General features: G+C 66.0%; 1 protein-coding gene. It reads left to right on the top strand.

Annotated elements, in window-relative coordinates; all coding sequences use genetic code 11:
• On the top strand, positions 1-3,425 hold a 3,425-nt coding region (locus tag LC574_RS39345; protein WP_229457651.1), incomplete at both ends, for a HAMP domain-containing protein.

The following is a 3,425-nucleotide window of genomic DNA, read 5'->3' as shown; positions in this document are numbered from 1 at the left end:
GGGCGGCAAGGGCGGCGCCTGGATGGAGATGGAGACATCGGTCAACACGCTCGTTGACGACCTGCTCCGTCCCACGGCCGAAGTGACCCGCGCCATCGCGGCCGTAGCGCAGGGCGACCTGATGCAGACGGTCCGGCTTGACGTCGAAGGACGTCCCCTGGAGGGCGAGTTCCTCCGCTCGGCCATGATCGTCAACACGATGATCCAGCAGTTGTCGATCTTCACCTCGGAAGTGACGCGCGTGGCCCGCGAGGTCGGCACCGACGGCAAGCTCGGCGGCCAGGCTCAGATCCGCGAGGTCGGCGGCGTCTGGAAGGACCTCACCGAGAGCGTCAACTCGATGGCCAGCAACCTGACCGCGCAGGTGCGCAACATCGCCGACGTGACCATCGCCGTCGCCCGAGGCGACCTCTCCCGCAAGATCACCGTCGACGTGAAGGGCGAAATCCTTCAGTTGAAGGAAGCCATCAACACGATGGTCGACCAGCTGCGGTCTTTCGCTTCGGAAGTCACCCGCGTGGCCCGCGAGGTCGGCACCGACGGCAAGCTCGGCGGCCAGGCCGTCGTCCCCGGCGTCGCCGGCACTTGGAAGGACCTCACCGACTCGGTCAACGCCATGGCGTCAAACCTGACGTCGCAGGTGCGCAACATCGCCGAAGTGACCACCGCCGTCGCCCGAGGCGACCTCTCCAAGAAGATCACCGTCAACGTCAGCGGCGAAGTGCTCCAGCTGAAGGAGACCATCAACACGATGGTGGACCAGCTGAACGCGTTCGCCGGCGAGGTGACGCGCGTTGCCCGCGAGGTCGGCACCGACGGCAAGCTCGGCGGCCAAGCCGAAGTCCCCGGCGTCGCCGGCACTTGGAAGAACCTCACCGACAACGTCAACTCCATGGCGTCGAACCTGACCAGCCAGGTGCGCAACATCGCCGAAGTCGCCACCGCCATCGCCCGAGGCGATCTCTCCAAGAAGATCACCGTCAACGTCAGCGGCGAAATCCTCGAACTCAAGGAAACCATCAACACGATGGTGGACCAGCTGAACGCGTTCGCCGGCGAAGTGACGCGCGTGGCCCGCGAAGTCGGCACCGACGGCAAGCTCGGCGGTCAGGCCGAGGTTCGCGGCGTTGCCGGCACGTGGAAGGACTTGACTGACAACGTCAACTCCATGGCGTCGAACCTGACCAGCCAGGTGCGCAACATCGCCGAGGTGACCACCGCCGTCGCCCGCGGCGACCTCTCCCGCAAGATCACCGTCGACGTCAAGGGCGAGATCCTCCAGCTGAAGGAAACCATCAACACGATGGTGGACCAGCTGAACGCGTTCGCCGGCGAAGTGACGCGCGTGGCCCGCGAGGTGGGCACCGAGGGCAAGCTCGGCGGGCAGGCCGAAGTCCGCGGCGTCGCCGGCACGTGGAAGGACCTCACCGACAACGTCAACTCCATGGCGTCAAACCTGACCAGCCAGGTGCGCAACATCGCCGAAGTGACCACCGCCGTCGCCCGAGGCGACTTGTCCAAGAAGATCACCGTCGACGTGAAGGGGGAGATTCTTCAGCTGAAGGAAACCATCAACACGATGGTGGACCAGCTGAACGCGTTCGCCGGCGAAGTGACGCGCGTGGCCCGCGAGGTCGGCACCGAAGGCAAGCTCGGCGGGCAGGCCGAAGTCCGCGGCGTCGCCGGCACGTGGAAGGACTTGACTGACAACGTCAACTCCATGGCCGGCAACCTGACCAGCCAGGTGCGCAACATCGCCGAAGTGACCACCGCCGTCGCCCGAGGCGACCTCTCCCGCAAGATCACTGTCGACGTCAAGGGCGAGATCCTCGAGCTGAAGAACACGATCAACACGATGGTGGACCAGCTCAACGCCTTTGCGTCGGAAGTGACGCGCGTGGCGCGCGAAGTGGGCACCGACGGCAAGCTCGGCGGCCAGGGCGTCGTCCCCGGCGTCGCCGGCACGTGGAAGGACCTCACCGACTCGGTCAACGCCATGGCCGGCAACCTGACCAGCCAGGTGCGCAACATCGCCGAAGTGACCACCGCCGTCGCCCGAGGCGACCTCTCCCGCAAGATCACCGTGAACGTCAAGGGCGAGATTCTCGAACTGAAGAACACGATCAACACGATGGTGGACCAGCTCAACGCCTTCGCCTCGGAAGTGACGCGCGTGGCGCGCGAAGTCGGCACCGACGGCAAGCTCGGCGGCCAGGCCGAAGTCCCCGGTGTCGCCGGCACCTGGAAGGACCTCACCGACAACGTCAACTCCATGGCCGGCAACCTGACCAGCCAGGTGCGCAACATCGCCGAAGTCGCCACCGCCATCGCACGAGGCGACCTCTCCAAGAAGATCACCGTCGACGTCCGCGGCGAGATTCTGCTCCTCAAGGAAACCCTGAACACGATGGTGGACCAGCTGCGTTCGTTCGCGGCCGAAGTGACGCGCGTGGCCCGCGAAGTGGGCACCGACGGCAAGCTCGGCGGCCAGGCCGTCGTCCCCGGCGTCGCCGGCACGTGGAAGGACCTCACCGACTCGGTCAACGCCATGGCCGGCAACCTGACCAGCCAGGTGCGCAACATCGCCGAAGTGACCACCGCCGTCGCCCGAGGCGACCTCTCCAAGAAGATCACGGTCGACGTCAGCGGCGAGGTGCTCCAGCTGAAGGAAACCATCAACACGATGGTGGACCAGCTGCGTTCGTTCGCGGCCGAAGTGACGCGCGTGGCCCGTGAAGTGGGCACCGACGGCAAGCTCGGCGGCCAGGCCGTTGTTCCCGGCGTCGCCGGCACGTGGAAGGACCTCACCGACAACGTCAACGTCATGGCGGCCAACCTGACGGAGCAGGTCCGCGGCATCGTGAAGGTCGTGACCGCCGTCGCCAACGGCGACTTGAAGCAGAGCCTGACGGTGAACGCCAAGGGCGAAGTCGCCGCCCTTGCCGAGACCATCAACAACATGACCGAGACGCTCGCCATCTTCGCCGAGCAGGTGACCTCCGTCGCCCGCGAGGTCGGCGTCGAAGGCCGCCTCGGCGGCCAGGCCAACGTCCCCGGCACCTCCGGCACCTGGAAGGACTTGACCGGCAACGTCAACCTCCTGGCGGCCAACCTGACGACCCAGGTCCGCGCCATCGCCGAAGTGGCCACCGCCGTCACCAAGGGCGACCTGACCCGCAGCATCCAGGTCAGCGCTCGCGGCGAAGTGGCCGAACTCAAGGACAATATCAACACGATGATCACCAACTTGCGCCTCACCACCGAGCGCAATACCGAGCAGGACTGGCTGAAGACCAACCTCGCCCGCTTCACCAACATGCTCCAGGGTCAGCGCGACCTCGTCACCGTCGGCCGGCTGCTGCTTTCAGAGCTCGTGCCGCTGGTCAACGCTCACCAGGGCGTGATCTACCAGACGGATGCGTCCA

The sequence above is a fragment of the Nostoc sp. CHAB 5715 genome, assembly GCF_020829685.1.
Classification (GTDB): Bacteria; Cyanobacteriota; Cyanobacteriia; order Cyanobacteriales; family Nostocaceae; genus Nostoc.
The sequence above is the reverse complement of the archived record's forward strand: the minus strand, read 5'-3'. Positions and strand labels throughout refer to the sequence as shown.